The organism is Lentilactobacillus sp., assembly GCF_040773105.1.
Lineage (GTDB): Bacteria > Bacillota > Bacilli > Lactobacillales > Lactobacillaceae > Lentilactobacillus > Lentilactobacillus parabuchneri.
Genome location: NZ_JAXGWW010000196.1, coordinates 1 through 3,923, shown reverse-complemented (window position 1 = coordinate 3,923; position 3,923 = coordinate 1). Strand labels below are relative to the sequence as shown.

The window sequence follows — 3,923 nt, the reverse complement described above, 5'->3', positions numbered from 1 at the left end:
GTGATGGCTATAAGTACGAAGAAGATTTTAAAAATGGCGGCCATCCGGTTGGCACATTAAAAAAGTTGGGTAAGACCCGCGACCATAGTGGGACGACGCTGACATTCAAGCCAGATCCGACGATTTTTACCAGCACCGTTTATAATTTTTCCATTCTTTCCGAACGGCTCAGAGAGTCAGCCTTTCTTTTGAAAGGGACCAAGATTACGCTGACCGATGAACGAACCGATCAGGAACAAGAAGAAGTCTTTCACTATGAGGAAGGCATCAAAGAATTTGTCCAGTATTTAAACGAAGACAAACACACGCTGGGCGATGTCATGTACTTTGATGGTAAGAGTGAGGGCGTGGAAGTTGAAGTAGCCGCTCAGTATAACGATGGCTACTCCGAAACCATGTTGTCATTCGTCAATAACGTCCGCACCAAAGACGGTGGAACCCATGAAGCCGGATTAAGAAGTGCCTGGACGAAGGCTTTCAACGATTATGCCCGCAAAGTCAACATGCTCAAGGAAAAAGACAAGAATCTTGACGGAAGCGACGTCCGGGAAGGTTTATCGGTCGTTCTCTCATTGCGGATTCCAGAAGAAATTCTTCAATTTGAAGGCCAAACCAAGGAAAAGCTGGGAACGCCAGAAGCCCGTTCAATCGTTGATAACGTTGTCAGCGAGAAGCTGGGTTACTATTTGATGGAAAACGGCGAGTTTGCCCAAACGCTGGTTCACAAGGCGCTAAGAGCCCGCCAAGCCAGACAGGCTGCCCGTAAAGCCCGTGATGAAACCCGGAGTGGCAAACGTCATAAGAAACAAGAACGACTACTTTCAGGAAAGTTGACCCCGGCTCAATCAAAGGATTATAGCCGCAATGAGCTTTTCTTAGTCGAAGGAGATTCAGCCGGCGGATCCGCCAAACAGGGCCGAGATCGCCGTTATCAGGCAATTTTGCCACTTCGAGGGAAAGTCTTGAACACCGAACGGGCCAAGCTTCCTGAAATTATGAAAAACGAAGAAATTAACACGATGATTTATACAATTGGCGCTGGAGTGGGTGCTGATTTCAACATTGACGACGCCAATTACGATAAAATTATCATTATGACCGATGCCGATGATGATGGTGCCCATATCCAGATTTTATTGTTAACTTTCTTCTACAAATACATGCGGCCAATGATCGACAATGGCCGGGTGTTTATTGCCCTACCACCGCTATACAAGCTGCAAAAAGGTGCCGGCAAGAAGCTGAAGGTTCAATATGCTTGGACCAACGAAGAGCTCAATCAGGTTTCCAAAACCTTTGGTAAGGGATACAGTCTCCAACGATTTAAGGGACTGGGCGAAATGAACGCCGATCAACTTTGGGAAACCACCATGAATCCTGATACCAGAACGCTTATCCAAGTTCGAATTGATGATGCAGCCTTAGCTGAGAAGCGGGTAACCACGTTAATGGGCGACAAGGTTGAACCACGGCGAAAATGGATTGAGCACAACGTCAAATTTAACCTCGAAGAAGACGGCAGTATTTTAGATAACACAAACGATTAGGGGGCGCGACTAAAAAATGAGTAAAATTGAAAGTTTAACCCTCGAAGACGTGATGGGTGAACGATTCAGCCGGTATTCCAAATCCATTATCCAAGAACGGGCTCTCCCTGATATTCGAGATGGGTTAAAGCCTGTTCAGCGACGGATTTTATATGCGATGAATAAGGATGGCAACACCTTTGATAAGGCCTTTCGTAAATCCGCTAAATCCGTCGGAAATGTCATGGGTAATTTTCATCCCCACGGGGACAGTTCAATTTATGAAGCACTGGTTCGAATGAGCCAGGACTGGAAGGTTCGAGAACCGTTAATTGAAATGCATGGTAACAACGGTTCAATGGATGGCGATCCGCCTGCAGCGATGCGGTATACCGAAGCTCGCCTGAGTAAAATTGCCAGTGAAATGCTGCGGGATATTGAAAAGGATACCGTTGATTGGGTATTGAACTTCGATGATACTGAGTATGAACCGGTCGTTTTACCTGCACGATTCCCGAACTTACTGGTCAACGGCTCAACCGGAATTTCTGCCGGATACGCCACGGACATTCCGCCGCATAATCTGGGCGAAGTCATCGACGCCATTTTATATCTTCAGAAGAACCCCAACGCGACTTTGGATGACCTGATGCAGTTTGTTAAGGGGCCTGATTTTCCAACCGGTGCGATCGTTCAGGGCATTGACGGAATCAAAAAGGCCTACGAGACGGGTCATGGCAAAATTGTTGTTCGGTCAAGAACGTCAATTGAACCGCTGAAGGGTAACAAATCTCAAATTGTGATTACCGAAATCCCTTATGAGGTGAATAAGGCCCAATTGGTAAAACGGATTGACGAAATTCGTTTGAACAAAAAGGTTGACGGTATTTCTGAAGTCCGTGATCAAAGTGATCGAAACGGTTTGAGCATCGTCATCGAATTAAAGCGGGACGTCGACTCAACCGGGATTTTGAACTACTTATTCAAGAATACCGATCTACAAGTCTCCTATAACTTCAACATGGTCGCAATTTCTCACATGCGGCCAGAGCGATTATCGCTTAAAAAGATACTGGTGGCCTACCTGGAATTTCAACAGGAAGTCATCAAAAAACGAACCCAGTATAACTTGAAGAAAGCTCAAGACCGGCAACACATTGTCGAAGGGCTGATTCACGCGTTGTCCATTTTAGATAAGGTTATCAAAACCATCCGCGCCAGCAAAAACCGCAAGGATGCCCGCGATAATTTGGTTAAGGAATATGGCTTTTCTGAAAAGCAATCAGATGCGATTGTCGCCTTACAACTTTATCGTTTAACGAACACAGATGTCACTGAACTTGAAAATGAGCACAAACATCTCTCCGATGAAATTAACAAGTTCAACAAGATTCTCGACAATCCTAAGGAGCTTAACCGTGTCTTGGCCAACGAATTAAAAGCCTTGGCGAAAACCTATCGGAATGCAAGACGGACAGAAATTCAAGCTGAGGTCTCCGATATCAAGATCAATACAGACGTGTTGGTTCCCGATGAAGATGTCGTCGTCATGGTCAGCCACGATGGGTACATTAAACGAAGCAGCATTCGTTCATACAAGGCCTCGACTTCCGATGACGGACTCAAAGACGAAGACTACCCAATTTTTATGGAGCAGTTAAATGCCCGCGATCACTTGTTTATGTTCACCAACAAAGGGAACCTGATTTATCGGCCAGTGTTTGAAATCGCTGATGCCAAGTGGAAAGAGACCGGCGAGCATATTTCGCAAACCATTGGTCTGGATCCTGATGAAGAAATTATCGGGACGTATGCCTTTAATTCACTCAAAGAAAACGGCACTTTCCTAATTGCCACCGATGATGGGCACATTAAGCAAACCGGTTTTGAATCTTTGACGCCAGGACGAACGTACAAGAAACACGCTTATACCTATGAAAAGTTAAAAACACCGGATTCTCGAGTTGTTTCAATCGAGTATCTGCCAACGCCGGAAGCTGCCGGCCAATTACTCCTGATTTCTAAAAACGGCTTGGCGCTTCGCTTTGATGTTAACGCAGTTCCAGTTAACGGCGGACGCACAACCGGTGTGAAATCAATGGGGCTTCGCGGTGATGATAAGGTTACCAATCTACAACTGGTCAACGAAAACAGTGTGATTGCCCTTGTGACTCAGCGTGGTTCGTTCAAGAAGCTGGCCATCAAAGAAATTCCTGCCACTTCCAGAGCACGAAAAGGGGTCATGATTCTACGCGAACTAAAGAGCAATTCTCATCGGATTGTTGATTTTTGCACGATCGAAAATGATGACCAACCACTTGAGGTGCGGACCGACCATCATCGCATTCATGATATTTTGCCAGCCGACTATTCGTTTGGCGGCAGATACTCCAATGG

General features: G+C 45.8%; 2 protein-coding genes. Both read left to right on the top strand.

Annotated features, from left to right (window positions below):
- On the top strand, positions 1-1,547 hold a 1,547-nt coding region (locus AB3112_RS09170; RefSeq protein WP_367334346.1), incomplete at its 5' end, for a type IIA DNA topoisomerase subunit B.
- A gap of 16 nt (positions 1,548-1,563) precedes the next feature.
- A partial coding sequence (gene parC / locus AB3112_RS09165) for a DNA topoisomerase IV subunit A (RefSeq protein WP_367334345.1) occupies positions 1,564-3,923 on the top strand: 2,360 nt, incomplete at its 3' end.